Source organism: Pedobacter indicus (assembly GCF_003449035.1).
Taxonomy (GTDB): domain Bacteria; phylum Bacteroidota; class Bacteroidia; order Sphingobacteriales; family Sphingobacteriaceae; genus Albibacterium; species Albibacterium indicum.
Map to the genome: position 1 here is coordinate 495,637 of NZ_QRGB01000001.1, position 16,292 is coordinate 511,928.

General features: G+C 40.5%; 15 protein-coding genes. 11 read left to right on the plus strand and 4 right to left on the minus strand.

What is annotated here, in order from left to right; translation table 11 throughout:
• Positions 1-180 precede the first annotated feature (180 nt).
• Entirely contained in the window at positions 181-1,002 is an 822-nt protein-coding gene (locus tag D3P12_RS02345; protein WP_118196937.1) for a siderophore-interacting protein, read from the plus strand.
• Between the two features lie 189 nt (positions 1,003-1,191).
• Here D3P12_RS02345 and D3P12_RS02350 read toward each other — a convergent pair whose 3' ends face one another.
• Complete coding sequence (locus D3P12_RS02350) at positions 1,192-1,890, minus strand: ComF family protein (protein WP_118193480.1); 699 nt, start codon at positions 1,888-1,890, stop codon at positions 1,192-1,194.
• A gap of 2 nt (positions 1,891-1,892) precedes the next feature.
• The gene (gene rlmN, locus D3P12_RS02355; protein ID WP_118193481.1) at positions 1,893-2,939 is read right to left on the minus strand and encodes a 23S rRNA (adenine(2503)-C(2))-methyltransferase RlmN; all 1,047 of its coding nucleotides are present in this window, start codon (positions 2,937-2,939) and stop codon (positions 1,893-1,895) included.
• 164 nt (positions 2,940-3,103) lie between these two features.
• Between rlmN and D3P12_RS02360 the strand changes: the two genes are divergently transcribed.
• The 8 genes from D3P12_RS02360 (at position 3,104) to D3P12_RS02395 (ending at position 12,083) form a co-directional block, all read left to right on the plus strand.
• A complete protein-coding gene (locus tag D3P12_RS02360; RefSeq protein WP_118193482.1) occupies positions 3,104-4,276 on the plus strand; it encodes an amidohydrolase family protein in 1,173 nt (390 codons plus the stop codon).
• Positions 4,277-4,341: 65 nt separating this feature from the next.
• Positions 4,342-5,892, plus strand: a complete 1,551-nt coding sequence (locus tag D3P12_RS02365) for a lipopolysaccharide biosynthesis protein (protein WP_118193483.1) — start codon at positions 4,342-4,344, stop codon at positions 5,890-5,892.
• Entirely contained in the window at positions 5,882-6,319 is a 438-nt protein-coding gene (dut, locus tag D3P12_RS02370) for a dUTP diphosphatase (protein ID WP_118193484.1), read from the plus strand. The genes D3P12_RS02365 and dut overlap by 11 nt, the downstream gene beginning before the upstream one ends.
• A 16-nt stretch (positions 6,320-6,335) precedes the next feature.
• Positions 6,336-8,051 (plus strand): tetratricopeptide repeat protein, encoded by a 1,716-nt coding sequence (locus D3P12_RS02375; RefSeq protein WP_118193485.1) that lies wholly within the window; start codon positions 6,336-6,338, stop codon positions 8,049-8,051.
• On the plus strand, positions 8,041-8,820 hold the full coding sequence (locus D3P12_RS02380; protein WP_118193486.1) for a DUF4292 domain-containing protein: 780 nt from the start codon (positions 8,041-8,043) through the stop codon (positions 8,818-8,820). Before D3P12_RS02375 ends, D3P12_RS02380 begins: the two co-directional genes overlap by 11 nt.
• Positions 8,821-8,916: 96 nt before the next feature.
• Entirely contained in the window at positions 8,917-10,221 is a 1,305-nt protein-coding gene (locus D3P12_RS02385) for a murein hydrolase activator EnvC family protein (RefSeq protein ID WP_165438715.1), read from the plus strand.
• Positions 10,222-10,310: 89 nt separating this feature from the next.
• A complete protein-coding gene (locus D3P12_RS02390) occupies positions 10,311-10,508 on the plus strand; it encodes a Sec-independent protein translocase subunit TatA/TatB (protein WP_118193487.1) in 198 nt (65 codons plus the stop codon).
• 132 nt (positions 10,509-10,640) lie between these two features.
• Positions 10,641-12,083 (plus strand): lytic transglycosylase domain-containing protein, encoded by a 1,443-nt coding sequence (locus D3P12_RS02395; protein ID WP_118193488.1) that lies wholly within the window; start codon positions 10,641-10,643, stop codon positions 12,081-12,083.
• A 10-nt stretch (positions 12,084-12,093) separates the two neighbouring features.
• On the opposite strand, the gene D3P12_RS02400 is transcribed toward D3P12_RS02395, so the two are convergent.
• Entirely contained in the window at positions 12,094-12,600 is a 507-nt protein-coding gene (locus D3P12_RS02400; RefSeq protein WP_118193489.1) for a phosphoribosyltransferase family protein, read from the minus strand.
• 116 nt (positions 12,601-12,716) lie between these two features.
• A complete protein-coding gene (locus D3P12_RS02405; protein ID WP_118193490.1) occupies positions 12,717-13,283 on the minus strand; it encodes a C40 family peptidase in 567 nt (188 codons plus the stop codon).
• A gap of 240 nt (positions 13,284-13,523) precedes the next feature.
• On the opposite strand from D3P12_RS02405, the gene pdhA reads away from it, so the two are divergent.
• Together pdhA and D3P12_RS02415 are read left to right on the plus strand one after the other, a co-directional pair.
• Positions 13,524-14,519, plus strand: coding sequence for a pyruvate dehydrogenase (acetyl-transferring) E1 component subunit alpha (gene pdhA / locus D3P12_RS02410; RefSeq protein WP_118193491.1), 996 nt, complete (start codon positions 13,524-13,526; stop codon positions 14,517-14,519).
• 44 nt (positions 14,520-14,563) lie between these two features.
• Entirely contained in the window at positions 14,564-16,282 is a 1,719-nt protein-coding gene (locus D3P12_RS02415; protein ID WP_118193492.1) for a pyruvate dehydrogenase complex dihydrolipoamide acetyltransferase, read from the plus strand.
• Positions 16,283-16,292: the final 10 nt, after the last annotated feature.

The following is a 16,292-nucleotide window of genomic DNA, read 5'->3' on the forward strand; positions in this document are numbered from 1 at the left end:
AACGAGTAACATAACGAGCAAGGGAAACCGAGACGCAATTACTTTAGAAGCCAGTATCTCCATGCTGGCTTTTTTTCTTTTTGACAACCTTACCCCTTCATTAAGATCGTAAAATCCAGAATCGGATTTATTATGAGTATCTTGTTCACATACAAAAAGAAAATAAAAACAAAAAATGACATGAAGTCAAAGATTGTCCGTTCTGTGTTAACCGTTAAGAGAAAAGAACACCTAGCACCTCATTATATTCGCGTCACCTTAACTGGCGAAGACGTTAAATTATTCGAGAATATTACGGTTGGTAAAAACAATAAGATCTTTCTTCCGCCTGCCGGCTCAGATAAGGTCTATTTCCCTATTCTAGATCAAACAACCGGTAAAATGGAAGATGCCCCCGATGAACTAAAGCCGATCCGGCGCACCTATACCCATCGTGGTATCGATCTAAAAGAAAACGAAATGTATATCGACTTTGTGGCTCACGGCGATAATGGCCCTGCATCTGCTTGGGCTATTCAAGCAAAGCCCGGAGATCAGCTGGGCGTCGCCATGAAAGACCACCCCGCACCTCTCCACCCACAGGCACATTGGTACCTTTTGGCTTGTGACGCTACCGGCATACCGGTAATAGCGAGCATCTTGGAAGCTTTACCCGCAACAGCCCAAGGCGAAGCTTATATTGAAGTTCTGGGTAAAGAAGAAGAAATACCTCTGAGTACCAAAGCGGATATACAGATCCACTGGATTCATAATCCACATCCGGGACAAGAACCTGTACTCGCCAAGACAGTTCGACAGGCGCAGCTACCAGATCACACTAAAACATCCGTCTTCGGCTACATAGCTGCTGAATTCTCCAGTGTTAAAGACTTACGCATTTTTCTCCGCAAGGAAGTTGGCTGGCCGCAAGAATCACTTTACGCCTATTCGTACTGGAAATATGGAAAAAGTGAAGATGGCTCTGTCGCCGAACGTCAGGAAGAAAAGAAATCTCTGTCATAGACTTTATAGAATATCGAAGAAACCTGAGGAAAAATCAAAGGAACTTGAATAAAACTTGGTTAGTATAATTAACGATTAATTCCCTATTGACTCCCTATTGACCTCCTAATTTTTATCGAAAATAGGGATTCAGTAGGGGAAAAATCGGCAAACTATCCCCCGTCATTCCGAACAAGTCTGTTCCAATAGTTACTTAGTAAAAGCAAGGGTCGCAATGCTCAGTTTGACATTGGGCACCTTTAGTAGAGCGACTCCACAAGCTTCAAGCGTCGCACCAGTTGTCAGAACATCGTCAACTAACAAGACATGTTTGTTTTCAAACTCGGCAGGGTTACGAACAGAAAACATACCTTCCATGTTTTCAAAACGTTCATAGCGCCCTTTTGTCTTGGTTTGGCTCTTTTGGTGAACCAACCGTACTAAATTATTAATAATAACCTCAGCGCCCAACTCATCCGCCATCCCTCGTGCGATATACTCACTCTGGTTATAACCGCGTTCGCGCAGCCTTTTCCTGTGCAGTGGAACAGGAACAATAAAGTCGAGATGCTGGAAATAGGGAGAGTTTTTCAGAATACCTCCATACTGTCGTCCGAGAAATTGAGCCAGAGCATAACCATTTTGGTATTTAATGCGGTGGATTATCCTCTGCACACGCGACCCACCTGTAAAATAAAGGTAAGAGCTCACCTTGTTGACTGGCATTCTGGCTTTTAGTCTTTTGTCAACAAGGCTATCCGCATCGAGATAATCGTTGGTAATCGGCAAATCGTAGCTGCAGTTTAAACATAGGTATTTCTCCTGGTTGACTAAACTCGTATTACAGCCAACGCACAAATCAGGAAAAAGAAGCGCGAGCGAATCTTTAACAAGATTGTAAAGGAGCATGATTATTTTTCTTTAACTGCCAACTGTCCGCATGCAGCGTCAATATCCTTACCACGGCTCCGCCGTATTCGTGTATTAATACCTTTCTTTCGAAGAAATTCTGCAAAAAGTTCGATTTTATCGGCTTCCGCGTTTTCATAGTCTGCAAAAACAATGGGGTTATACTCAATAATATTAACCTTGCACGGAACGTGCTTACAGAATTGAGCCAGTTCCGCGGCATCCGTCAACTCATCATTAAAATCATTAAAGACAATATATTCGTAGGTGACTGGATTTTTCGTCTTCGCATAGTAGTATTTCAATGCATCAGCCAGTGCTTCCAGCGAGTTTTGCTCATTGATAGGCATAATTTCGTTCCGCTTCTTGTCGTTCGCCGCATGAAGAGAAAGTGCTAAGTTAAACCGAACCTCGTCATCTCCAAGCTTTTTGATCATCTTGGCGATACCCGCTGTAGAGACAGTAATACGCTTTGGGGACATATTGAGTCCGTCAGGTGATGTAATGCGGTCGATGGACTTCAGTACGTTGGAGTAATTTAACAAAGGTTCACCCATTCCCATATAGACAATATTGCTCAAAGGCTTCTGATAGTTTTCCTCCGCTTGGCGATTGATCAGAACAACCTGATCATAGATTTCATCGGCATGGACATTTCGCTTCCGATCCATGTACCCGGTTGCACAGAATTTACATGATAAACTGCAACCCACTTGGGAGCTGACACAGGCCGTCATTCGATCAGGGGTAGGAATCAATACCCCTTCTATGATATTCGAATCATGTAGTTTAAAGGCATTTTTAATTGTCTGATCTGTACTCAGCTGTGATTTTAGGATCGAAACAGGATTAATGACATAGTTGGTTTTCAACTTTTCGCGCAGTTCCTTGCTCAAGTTGCTCATCTGATCAAAATCGACACAAGACTTTTGCCAGAGCCATTCATAAATTTGTTTTGCCCGAAAAGCCTTCTCTCCTAAGCCGTCCAAATCCACCTTTAAATCACTAAGGCTCAATGTACGTATATCTTTCTTATTAGAAATTCCCATGGTGGTGCAAAGTTACGTGTTTTGAGACAGAAAACCCTTCTCGGTTTTTTTTCAACAGAAATAAAATAAAAAACGTTTCTGTCCGTTGCTTCATTTTTTTTCTATATTAGAAAAGTATTACTTTTGAGAGCATTATTAATGATCGTTTAAATCCCTTTTCAGAAATGCGCAGATATGTTTCGGCCGATTATCTTTTCCCAATTAGCTCAGCTCCCATCCGGAACGGCGTTATTGTGCTGAATGAAAAAGGGGAAATCATCAAGTTAATGACGGATGATCAGGTGCCGGCCAACGTATCAGTCGAAGAGCATCATGGCATTATCGTACCAGGCTTTGTGAACAGTCATTGCCACTTAGAGCTTTCTTATCTACACGGTAAGATTCCAGAAAAAACAGGTTTGATCGATTTTATTGGGGGTGTAACGCGTGACAGGTCTTTCGATCAACAAGTCATTGATACTGCTATCAAAGAAGCCGATGCAGCGATGCAGAAAGAGGGGATCGTCGCTGTGGGGGATATCGCCAACACACTAAATAGCAGGCAAGTAAAACTGGACAGTCCGATTTATTATCATACGTTTGCGGAGGTATTCAATTTTAATCCCGATGAGGCGAAAGAAACTTTTAAAAAAGGCAATGATTTGTGTACCGGTTTCTCTCCGCTGCCTTCTTCAATAACCCCTCACGCTCCGTATTCTGTTACTAAAGAGCTTTTCCGTTATATCCGGACTTTCAGCGATGATAATAACAACCTTATCAGCATCCACAATCAGGAAACTGAAGAAGAAAACAAGCTATACCGCTATAAAACCTGTGCATTTATTCATTTTTATGAGTCGCTCGGAAAAGATATCAGTTTTTTTAAAGCACAGGCCAGAAATTCTTTGCGGTCGATACTACCTTTGCTTCCGGAATCACAACGTATTTTGCTGGTGCACAACACCTATACTTCCTTCAAAGACACTAATTTCGTGGATCGTTACAAACGCGATGTAACGTGGTGCTTATGCCCAAATGCCAATCTTTATATCGAGAACCGCTTACCTAACATTGACATGTTTATACGGTCAAGGCGCCCCGTGGTTTTAGGCACGGACAGCCTTGCGTCAAACAATAAACTGTCTATTCTTGCTGAAATAAAAACTCTTTTGAGGCATTCGGCGCATCTGCCGCTTGAAACAGCCTTGAATTGGGCTACGTTGAACGGAGCCCGGTATTTTGGCATTGACGATATCTACGGAAGCTTGGAATCAGGGAAGAAACCGGGAATCAACCTTCTTACAAACACCCGGGGTCCGAATATCACTGAAGCTACTGAAGTAATAAAATTAGCTTAGGTGAACCTCGAAAACAATTGTAACTTTGCTTCATAAGAATCATCGTGTAAATCAAATTTTAGCGCTTGTCTACCTTAAAAAAATTTGCTGGACAGACAGTTATTTATGGGCTAACAGCTGTAATTTCAAAGCTACTAAGTTTTGTTCTTACCCCGGTCTACGTAAAAGCTTATCAGGTAAAAACTTACGGCATATTTACCAGCCTCTATAGTGCGGCTGCCATTTTAAATGCTGTTCTCGCATTTGGGATGGAAACCACTTTCTTCCGATATCTACAAAAGCATGACAACGACAAGAGGGCTGTGATGAACAATACCTTCTTTTTCATTATTCTAACTTCAGCAGTTTTTCTTTTAGGCACCCTCTTATTTGCTAATGACATCTCCACTTTTCTATTCGATGATAAAGGTCCTGAACGTGTTTCATATATCTATTTCTTCGCGGTCATCTTAACAGCCGACGCACTGGCGGTAATACCCTTTGCGCTAATTCGCGCCAATGAACAACCTCTACGCTATGGGTTGATTAAACTTGCCAACATCGCCGTGATGGTAACTTTTACTTTATTGTTCATTGTTGTTTTTCCTTATGCCCTTAAAAACAATCTTATTGGTGCTGAATGGATTAGCACTTGGTTAAAATTTCAGGACGGCACTGCAAATAGCTCAAGCATTCCTTTCCCAGAAGTATGGATTGGTTATGCCTTTCTGGCAAACCTGATTGCTAGCTTGGCCACTTTAGTCCTGTTAATCCCTGAATTTGCTCAATTACGAATACATCCGAATAGAAAAATGATGGAAAGTATGCTTTGGTATTCTATTCCCATCTTAATTGCCAATCTTTCTTTCATTATTAACGAACATTTGGATAAAGTATTTCTGATTAAGTTATTACCTGCTAGTATCGGCGAGCGTGATTTAGGAATCTATGGTGCTTCCGCTAAATTAGCGGTTTTTTTAAATATCTTTATTCAGGCATTCCGACTCGGTGCAGAGCCTTTTTTCTTTAGCCATGCGAAAAACCCAAATGCAAAAAGCACCTACGCCATCATTATGGATTACTTTATCATCCTTATGTGTATCGCCGTAGTAGCATTGCTTGCCAATATCGATATTATTAAATATTTCATAGAAGGTAAGGATGCTGAGGAGCAGGCTCTCTATTGGTCAGGCTTAAAAGTTGTTCCTGTGCTACTTATAGGTTACATTTTTCTAGGCATATACATGAATCTATCAATTTGGTATAAGCTGTCAGATCAAACCCGTTATGGTCTTTATATTTCTGGTTTCGGAGCACTTGTTACCATCGGGCTCAACTTGATATTTATCCCTAAATATAGCTACGTTGCATCGGCATGGATTACCTTATTAGCCTATTTTGTGATGACGGCACTATCGTATTTTCTGGGTCAAAAAAACTACCCTATTCCCTATCATATTAAAAAGAACATTTACTATATTGGTGCTGCCATGATGATGAGCTATCTCTGTTTTTATGTTTTCGATAGCGACTTGCTGATCGGCAATATGATATTGGTGGCGTTTATTGTAAGCACCATTTTTATAGAAAAGAAAAATTTTTTGAATCAAATCGTAAAAAAGGAAAATGATAGTTAAAGTAATTAATAAGTCGGGAAACAAGTTGCCAAATTACCAAACAGCGGCTTCTGCCGGAATGGATTTAAGAGCTAATTTACCTGAAGGGAATCTGACATTAGGCACTTTGGAACGTGTTTTGGTTCCAACAGGGTTATTCATGGAGTTACCTTTGGGGTTTGAAGCCCAAATTAGACCGCGAAGTGGATTGGCTTATAAGAACGGGATCACGGTACTGAATTCACCTGGAACGATCGACGCCGATTACCGAGGTGAAATCAAAGTTCTATTGGTCAACCTGTCAAATGAACCCTTTGAGGTGGTTCATGGAGAGCGGATAGCCCAAATGATTATCGCTGAACATCAGCAGATTGACTGGGAAGAAGCGACCGAATTGACCGATACTGTGCGTGGTGCGGGAGGGTATGGTCATACCGGAGTAGTTTAACTTGAAAAAAAATTAAATGAAATCAACCTTTTTTTTCGTTTTATTACTGGCGTTTCAGCTGCCAACTATTGTATTTGCGCAAACAGATAAAAATGAAACCCGGACCGACAGTACTGCGGTACAATCGGCCTACGGGAACGCGATAAACAACTTAAAGGCCGGCGATTTTTATACGGCACAAAACCAACTTGAGCAAGTTTTATCCTTAGATAGTACCCATTTGGATGCGAATCTAAACTTGATGCGTATTTATTATGCACAAAAGAATTTCGAAGGGGCAAAGAGCATTGCACTAAGGTTAACTTCTATACATCCTGATCGACAAGAGCACTGGATTGCACTTGCCGACACCTATAAAGCTCTTGAAGACTTTACGGCATTAATCGATGTTTACGACAAATTAATAGAGTTAAACCCAGACGAAGCTTCCTACTATTATGACAAGGCTTTTACCTTATCATTAAATGGGCAAGCAAAAGAGGCGTTACAACTATATCAAAACATCGAAGACAAATTTGGTGCATCGGATCGGCTCTTTTTGGCACGGAATGAATTATACAGACAGCAAAACGACCGGAAGAGCGCTCTTTCAGTAGCTGAGGCTTTTGTCAAAAGCAAGCCGGATGTAAGTCATTCTCATTTAATGCTTGCGAACACCTATCTCGATTTCGAGAAGCCGAAAGACGCTTTGAAATCGTTGCAGGGTCTTGAAGATAAATTCCCTGAGGATCCGTATATACCGTTGACGAAAGCGGATGCCTATCAAGCATTGAGAAACTATTCGAACGTATCCAAAGAATTGCAGAAAGCATTTGCAATGGATAGCCTTTCAATTAATAACAAAGTACGGACGGTGTATAATGTGCTGCAAGGTGACAACAGGAAGGAGTCATTAAAAATAGCATCCGAAATCACGAGCGTTTTGGTTGATCGGTACCCCCAAGAGGCTTTAGCTCAAGCTGTCTTTGGAGACGTCGCTCTACAACAAGGGAAAGAGGATGTCGCATACGATGCTTTTTTGAAAGCCGTTGATTTAAATAAAAAACTATACATTGTTTGGGAACAACTGCTACAGTTAGAAGTTGCCAACAACAAAATAAAAGAAGCTCAAAACCATGGTTTAGAGGCTATAAATCAATTTCCAGATAACTCTGTAATCTTACTTTTTACGGGTTATGCTTACCTACTTGACAAACAATATCAGGAAGCGCGTGCTTTCCTAGAGGAAGCTTTAAATAAAGCAGACCAGGAAAACCAAGGCTTGATGATCCAAATTTACAGTGCCTTGGGGGATACGTACCATGCGGTTGATATGGGCGCCGCTTCAAACACAGCCTATAGTGAGGCATTACAAATCGACAGTAACAATACCTATGTACTTAATAATTTTGCGTACTATTTGGCGTTAAGAAAAGAAGAGCTAGATAAAGCTGCCAGCATGTCAAAGAAGTCTAACGATCTGGAGCCAAACAATGCCTCATATCAGGACACGTATGCATGGGTACTATTCCAACAAGGCAATTACGACGAGGCTTTATCATGGATCGATAAAGCAGTTGAAAACTCGGCTGAGCCATCGGCAACGTTGGTTGAGCATAAAGGTGACATCTTATTTAAACTTGGCAAAAAAGATGAAGCAGTCCGGCTATGGGAACAGGCATTAAAGCTAACTGACGGCAATGACAATGACAAACTGAATAGTAAAGTGAAGAACAAAGAATATGTGGACTAATAGAAATATCCTAGCTAGCGCTGTTTTACTAATCTTCTTGGCAGCCTGCTCTACCACAAAAACCGTAAATACAGTGGGTGGCAGTGCAAAGGAACTATCGAAAAAAGAAAGGAAAATCCTGATCGACGCAATCTCAGAAAAGGAATTAAAATATGCGACTTTCAGCACGAAAGCTAAAACGAGACTTTCAGTTGATAACAAGTCATTTAATTCAACCCTGAATATTCGGATTAAAAACAATGAAACTATCTGGATATCAGCAACTGCCTTTTTGGGTATTGAAGCGGCCAGAATCAAGATTACACCGAATCGTATCCAAATCCTTAATCGGCTACAAAGCACATATATTGATAAGCCATTTGAGTATATCTACAATTACACGACCAGGGAATTGACATTTAACGAGTTGGAAGATCTTTTAGTTGGAAATGCCATGGGCTTCTATGATAACGACGTAAACCAAACGCTGATTCTTGATGATTCTTTCATGATCATAGGTCAACTAGAAAACCTTGATTTCGAAATGAAGTTAAAAGAAAATTATTCTCTGCAACAAACTAAACTTTCTGACGGTAATCGCAGTCAAACAGTACAAGTGGATTACAATAACTTTCAAGAGGTAGGATCTTCTTACGCTCCGGGTCAGGTGAAGATCAGATTAAACGCAGAAAAGGTCGACCTTAACGCAGAAATGGCATATGAGGAGTTGAATCTCGATCAAAACTTAGATTTCCCATTTTCTGTTCCCGAAAAATATAAAAAGCTCTAATCCTGTTTTAAAAAAAATGCAAAGGCAGTGGAAAATATTATGATTAACTTCGTAGCTGAAAAATAAGAGGTCTATTTAAACATAGCATTGAGAAGAATGAATTTGATAAGAAAGATACCCATTATTTTAATGTTGATGCTCTTTTCAGTAGCAAGTTTTGCACAATCAAGTGCTGAGCTAAAAAAACAGCGTGAGCGTTTGGATCGTGAAATTAGCCTTCTTAATGAAAGTTTAAAAAAGACATCAAGCGACAAAGCACTGACGCTGAAGCAAGTGAACGCATTAAACACCCAAATCCAACTCCGCGAACGCAAGATCAGCACCATCAGCTCGGAAGTAAGATTAATAGAGCGGCAAATCCAAGATAATACACAAGAAATCAAGAAATTAGAGGAGCAGTTAGAAAAGCTAAAAAAAGATTATGCAAGCATGATTCGCTTTGCGTTCCGCAATAAGAATGGGTATAACAAGATGATGTTCATCTTTGCCTCTAGTGACTTCAATCAGGCTTTTAAACGAGTTAAATATCTTCAACAGTTTAGTGAATCGAGAAAAAACCAGGCAAAAGAGATTGAAGAGACACAAGCTACTATCAAACGGAAAATAGAAGAACTAGCAGCTGCCAAAAAGGAGCAGTCGGCACTCTTGGCGGTTCAGGAATCTGAGCGAAATACACTGAGTGATCAGAAGAGCGAGAAATCAAAAGTTGTCAGCACCTTTGCTGGTCAGGAAAAACAATACAAGCAAGAGATATCAAAAAAGCAACAAGAATCTCAACGATTGGCTCGTGCTATCCAGGCAGCGATCAGACGTGAAATTGAAGCTGAAAGAAAACGTGCCGAAGAGGCAGCCAGACTCGCTGCAGCGAAAGAGGCAGCCAGAGCGAAAGCTGCCGGCGAAGCACCAAAACCTGCAGAACCGGAGAAGCCAGCTGCAGCGCCAAAAACTGCCTCTGGGGTTCTGTCAGCCACACCGGAAGCCGCAAAGCTATCAAATGAATTCATGGGCAATCGAGGAAAGTTACCATGGCCGGTAGCACAAGGAACGATTACTCAAGGCTTTGGTATGCATACCTATGGCAAGGGGGTGAAAATGGAGAATAATGGTGTTAATATCAGAACCAACAGCGGGGCTGCTGTCCGGGCTATTTTTGACGGAGAAGTAACTAGTGTTGTTCAAATGATGGGAGCTGGTTATGCCATAATAATTCGTCACGGTAAATATTTTTCAGTTTATTCTAATCTTCGCTCAGTCTCCGTATCACGGGGTACAAAAGTTACCGTGAAACAGGCAATCGGTACAGCTGCTACGGATCCTGACGAAGGTACGACAGAAGTGCACTTTGAACTTTGGGAAGGTTCTGCACCTATAAATCCAACTCCTTGGCTTGCACGTTTCTAAATAATAGTCGTATATTTGTTTCCTGTCGGAAACATTTTACTTGTTAACGACTGTTGAGTTTATTATTATATACTATTAAAAGTACACAAATGATTAGTACAACTTTAGGATTTTTGGGCGGGCAAGAGTTAATTGTTATTGCCTTAGCACTATTGCTGCTATTTGGGGGAAGAAAAATCCCTGAACTTATGCGCGGCTTGGGAAAGGGAATTCGTGAGTTTAAGGATGCCCAAAATGATGACGCTACTTCTACTCCCAACGAAAAGGTAAAAGAAGAGCAAAAATAGTATCCCCATTCTAGAAAAATACTGAATTTTAGCGTTCAACGTTCCACTTTAACGGTGGTGTGGAATGCTTTTTTGTATTTAGACAATAAAATAGATAAGGTGATCGTTTTTAAATAAAAACCGATAATCAATATGCTATTAAAGCGCACCTCATTAATAGGACTAGCGTTACTAATTTTTTGTAATGGTATAGCCTATAGTGATTCGATTCGCAGAACGAATAAGACGAATAATATAGATTCAACTCGAGTAGCCTTTGCAGAGTCAAGCAAGGTAGCCCCCATCAAGACTACGAACATTCCTCAGTTGTCTCAAAACGAGAAACGACTGGCCTCTGAGCCCATCAATGATTTGTTAGAAATCCAGCATTCACCGTTTCGACAATTGATGGAAGCCAACCATAATGATTTTGTTGAATCTTACATCAACAAATATGCCAGCAGAAGTTATACTTCACATTTATCAGAGATGAAGGGTCTAGCCTCCTACTATTTTCCTATTTTCGAAAAAATATTCCGTGAAGTTGGTATACCATCTGATATAAAATATTTATCAGTCATCGAATCGTCGCTAAACCCGCACGCCGTTTCCCGTGTAGGGGCGACTGGTCCGTGGCAATTCATGTACGCAACGGCCAAAGGTTACGGACTGCAAATCAATTCTTATGTAGATGAGCGAAAAGACCCCATCGAAGCAACCTATGCCGCGGCCAACTATTTAAAAGAGGCATACGATATCTATGGAGACTGGTTTTTGGCTATCGCTTCTTATAACTGTGGAATGGGCAACGTCAATAGAGCAATACGTCGAAGTGGGAAATCATCACCTAGTTTTTGGGATATTAGACCCTATTTACCGGGTGAAACCAAGAACTATATCCCTTCTTTCATTGCGATCAGCCACGTTTTGGGAAACCCGGATCGATATCCTGTAGAGCCATCATATGCCGACTTTCCTGAAGCGATCGATGTAATCATGGTCAGCCGTAACATTTCGTTAGCTTCGGTTGCTAAAACACTCGGACTTAGCACCGAATATTTATCTACGCTGAACCCGTCTTATAGGAAAAAGGTAATCAACGGTACTAAAATCAACCCAGGTCGTCTTGTTGTTCCAAAAGTCGCAAAGAACGATTACGCCAAATTATATAAATTCCTCGAAGGGCATATACAAGGGCAAAAAATGATGCTGGCGGCGAATGGCAACAGCGGCAATGTAAAAAGTACGCAATCTAAGTATCACCGGGTACGAAAAGGAGAGGATGTCAACGAAATAGCATTACATTATAATGTAAAAGCGCGAGATCTGCTCGCGTGGAATCATTTAAAAGAAGGTGCTAATATCGAAGGAAGAAATCTGTTGGTTACAGCTCCAGTAACAGAGAAAAAAAGCACGCAAGAAATCAAAACAAATCGCAGTAATTACTATATAGCGTACAAAGTAAAAAACGGTGATACGTTAGATACAATTGCCAAACAATTTAAAGGCTCGAGTGTGTCTTCTTTAAAAGCTATGAATGGTTTGACAAGTAATATAGTCGAACCGGGTATGACTTTAAAGATTATGCAGGACTAGCCCCTATCAGTTAGATCAGGTAGGCTCCTTCTTTCTTTTTATCATCAGAGAAAACAACTGATACATGCTCATTTAAAACAGTTGAGAGCTTCAGTCCGGCAAAATCACTTTCTATAGGGTAGCTATGATGGCTTCTGTCAACCATAACAGCTATTCGCATTTTTTTTAATGGTACATTCAAAAACACGCCTAATCCATATGCGAGTGTTCTCCCACTATTAAGAACATCATCAACAAGAATAACAACTTTATTTTTTGCCAGACCTACATCCTTATCTGTGTTTGCTTGTAATGATGTGCTGTCTTTATCTAAAGTGATTTTAATCAACTCGATTTTCTGCTTTGATATTTTGCTAAGCTCATCGATGATCTTAGACGCAAATATATACCCTCTTTCGGCTATACCCGCGAAAACCAACTCCTTTTCATCCATCGAGTCTTCAAGGATTTGATAAGCAATACGAACAGTTCGCTGTGTCATTTGCTGATAATCCAGTATCGTAATTTTCTTTGACATATTAATCAGATTAAAAATAAAAGTAACTATTTTTCCAGTTATCAGGCAATCGAAAAAAACAAAAAACCGAATGGAAAACATTCGGTTCGTTATTAGAATTTATATAGTTGATTAGGTTAGTCCAGTACACGCTCCTCCGCATCCATCGTCTCTGTAGCAGCGGTTAGCGCCCGACCGCCATTGAAATAGTAACGTTTCCAATAAGCATCGTCCAAGTCACTGATCATTACACCACGACTGGTAGAGGCATGTGCAAAACGATTATCACCTATATACACGCCAACGTGAGTAATATTGCGACTACGGATTTTAAAAAAAACAAAGTCGCCCGGTTGTAGATTACTTTTACTTACCTTATCAACTTTAGAATAAATATTTCTAGAATTATAACCGATAGTCGTATTAAAAACTTGCTCATACAATTCAGCTGCAAACTTCGAGCAGTCAATTCCTTTCTTTGTCGTTCCGCCCAAGCGATAGGGTGTTCCAATCCACTCATAGATAAATTGATACATTTTTGTATTCGCTGTCGATGCGGCAGCTACCCCCATAATCTGGGAAAAATATTCTTTAGCTAAATTGTCGGGATCGTTAGAGGGGTTTTGAGAGGAGGGTTGCTCTTGTGCATTAACGCCGGAAGCTATGCTCGCAAGGAGCAATACTGCACATACCGTTTTTTTCATATCATCAAACTGAATAAAAATTTTAATAAACTAAATTTATTTTACTGTTTGTTTATAGATCTAAAGCAAATCTAAATTAAAACCCTATTTACTCCAAGCTTTTTTAATTTTTTTTTCACTTTTCTATACATTATGTACCAAATACTATACACAACTTAAAATTAAGGTTGCATATTATCATAATTCAAATCAATTGATTAGATTTGCGTACCGCAATTTATATACTATTAATACGTAAAAATGAGTTCAATAGCGATTACAAAAGAAACCTATTTAGAGTGGTATAAATCTATGCTGCTCATGCGTAAGTTTGAAGAAAAGACTGGTCAGTTATATGGTCAGCAAAAAATAAGAGGCTTCTGCCATCTTAACATTGGACAAGAGGCTGTAGTTGCAGGAACCATGTCTGTAATCAAAGCAGAAGACTCGATGATTACTGCATACCGTGACCATGCACATGCGATAGCTAAAGGCATGAGCCCTAATGAAGCCATGGCTGAAATGTATGGGAAGATAACAGGTTGCTCAAAAGGTAAAGGTGGCTCCATGCACTTCTTTAGTAAGGAACATAAATTTATGGGGGGTCACGGGATCGTTGGGGGACAAATACCCCTAGGGGCAGGGATCGCTTTTGCAGAAAAGTTCAACGGAACAGATAATGTTTGTGTCTGTTATATGGGTGATGGTGCAGTTCGGCAAGGTGCATTTAACGAGACATTTAACATGGCAATGCTTTGGAAATTGCCTGTGGTTTTTGTTTGTGAGAACAACGGTTATGCCATGGGAACTTCACTGAAAAGAACGACCAACCAAGTTGACATCTACAAGATGGGTTTTGCTTATGACATGCCAAGTGCACCTGTTGATGGTATGGATGTAGTAGCAGTCCACAATGCGATGGATGAAGCGGTAGCACGCGCAAGAAAAGGCGATGGACCGACATTCCTTGAGATCCGTACGTACCGCTACAAGGGTCACTCGATGTCAGATCCAGCTAAGTATCGGACAAAAGAAGAACTAGAGTCTTACAAAGGAAAAGACCCTATTATTTCTGTAAAAAACACGATCACCAAGAAAAAATATGCTGATGATAAGTGGTTTGATGAAGTAGACGCCGAAGTGAAACAAATCGTAGCTGAAGCTGTTAAGTTTGCAGAAGATTCTCCATTTCCTGAAGTTGATGAGTTATATAAAGACGTTTATGCTCAGGAGGATTATCCGTTCATACATAACTAAACTAACATTTTAACAGATTTTTAACGAAACTCAAACAAATAAGAATGGCTGAAGTAGTTCGAATGCCTAAAATGAGTGATACCATGGAGGAAGGGGTAATCGCTAAATGGCATAAAAAAGTTGGTGATAAAGTAAGCTCCGGAGATGTAATAGCCGAAGTAGAAACCGACAAAGCAACGATGGATTTTGAATCTTACCAAGACGGCACCTTGTTGTACATTGGGCCGAAAGAAGGAGAGGCAGTTCCTATTAATGCGGTAATTGCTGTCTTAGGTGAAGAGGGAGAAGATTACAAAGCTCTTTTAGAAGAAGAAGGTGCTGACTCTGGAGAAAATAAATCTGAAAGCGATTCTAACTCAAAAGAGCAAGAAAGCAAAAAGGAGAAAAAAGAAGAGGGATCTGACGCAGGGTCTAGTGAAGAAAAAAAGGAATCCAGTGCTGAAGACAGTAACGTTACAGCAGAAGATTTAGGTGTTACAGTCATCACGATGCCTTTATTAAGTGATACGATGACGGAAGGGGTTATCGCTGAGTGGAATTTCAAAGTTGGAGATGAAATCAAAAGCGACGATGCTATTGCTGATGTTGAAACCGATAAAGCGACAATGGAGGTAACCGCATATGCCGAAGGAACTTTGCTATACGTCGGACTTGAAAAAGGCGAAGCAGCCAAAGTAAATGATATTATAGCAATCGTAGGGCCGAAGGGAACGGATATTACACCTTTACTGAATCAACCAAAATCTACGGAGGGTACAGAGAAAAAAGCAGACAATAAGCAAACTTCTGACAATAAAGAAGACTCTAAGTCTGACTCGACAGCTAGTGCTGCCGCGCCTACAGACGATACAGATTCTTCAGACGGACGCATTAAAGCGTCTCCTCTGGCAAGAAAAATGGCAAAAGAAAAAGGCATTGACCTTAAAGATGTCAAAGGATCGGCAGATGGTGGGAGAATCGTCAAAAGAGATATCGAAGAGTTTGACCCCAAGGCAGCCAAAGCCTCATCGGCTCCTGCATCTGCCTCCAAAGAAGAAGCTGCAGGCGAAAAAACAATCAATATCCCTCAATATATAGGGGAAGAAAGTTATACAGAAAGACCGGTAACGCAAATGAGAAAAACTATTGCGAGACGTCTTTCTGAAAGTAAATTTAACGCTCCGCACTTCTATCTGACAATGAAGATTGACATGGATAGTGCAATGTCTGCAAGAGCTAAAATTAACGAAGTAGCTCCTGTAAAAGTTTCTTTTAATGACTTAGTCGTTAAAGCTGTAGCCGTGGCATTGAAGCAACATCCGGGTATAAACGCATCATGGCAAGGAGATAAAATCAGATATAGTGAGCATGTTAATATTGGTGTAGCAATCGCTGTGGATGAAGGCTTGTTAGTCCCAGTCGTTCGTTTCGCGGACGGAAAGTCACTTTCTCATATTTCAGCTGAAGTGAAAGACTTTGCACAGAAGGCAAAGGCGAAAAAGCTTCAACCGGCAGATTGGGAAGGCTCAACCTTCACCGTGTCTAATTTAGGCATGTTTGGAATCGATGAATTTACGGCAATCATAAACTCACCGGATGCGTGTATTCTTGCGGTAGGCGGTATACAACAGGTTCCTGTAGTGAAAAATGGGTCTATTGTTCCAGGTAACATCATGAAGGTTACATTGAGTTGTGACCATCGTGTGGTTGACGGGGCGACTGGTGCTGCATTTTTACAAACACTGAAAAACTTACTGGAAGAACCCGTTCGTCTATTGGTTTAGTAATTTTTTT